We start from the raw sequence: 747 nt of genomic DNA, 5'->3' as shown, positions 1-747 counted from the left end.
GTGGCGGGCCGGGAGAAGGCCCGGACGAAGCCGGATTCCGGAAAGGGCGCCGGGCGGGAACGCGACGGCGGGGACGCCACGCGGGCCGGGGCCCGGGGCGTGGCGGGCGGCCCGCGTCCGGCCGGATTCGGTGCGCCGGGACCCGTGCGGGGCCCTCTCGGACAGGGCGCCGCCGACGGCCGCGACCCGGCGGACCCGCTGGCTCCGGCCCTGGGCACCGGCCTCCCGGGCGCCACCCGGTGCGGTCCCGAACTCGGTTCGCCGGAGGGCGTGGAGGCCCAGACCTGCGTCCTCGAGCGGGACCGGGACACCTGGGCCCGTACGTACTACCGCAACGCGACGGGCGCGCCCCTGATCGGCGTGCTGACCCTGATGGCCCCCGACGGCCGGACCGTGCAGGTGAACTGCGAGCTCGCCGCAACCGATGATCCGGACATGTGCGAGACCCCCCACGAACGGACCGTGCGCGGACATGGCTCGTATGCGGCGGTCTCGGAGATCGCCTCGACGGAGGGGAAGCTCCTCCTCCGCTCCGGGAGCAACTCGTCGGCTCCCGAGGAGGGTTAGCGCGGGCTCGCGCGCCGGGCGCGTACGGGGCCGTTCGCCCCGGGGTTTCGCGGAGACTTCGCGGAGTGTCTCGGGGGGCTCGCGGTGGTCGCTGTGGGCGCCTCCCGAGCCGGTCGCGAGCCCGTACGCGCGCTGCCGCGCCCATGGCGTACATGGGCGTACGGGGTGGGCGGCCGGGGC

The 747-nt window shown here is 76.8% G+C and carries 1 protein-coding gene; it reads left to right on the top strand.

All coding sequences use genetic code 11. From position 1 onward, the window contains the following. On the top strand, positions 1–567 hold a 567-nt coding region (locus K6I33_RS35430), incomplete at its 5' end, for a hypothetical protein (protein WP_238492422.1). Positions 568–747: the final 180 nt, after the last annotated feature.

Source organism: Streptomyces sp. UNOB3_S3, from assembly GCF_020740895.1.
Taxonomy (GTDB): Bacteria; Actinomycetota; Actinomycetes; order Streptomycetales; family Streptomycetaceae; genus Streptomyces.
The sequence above is the reverse complement of the archived record's forward strand: the minus strand, read 5'-3'. Positions and strand labels throughout refer to the sequence as shown.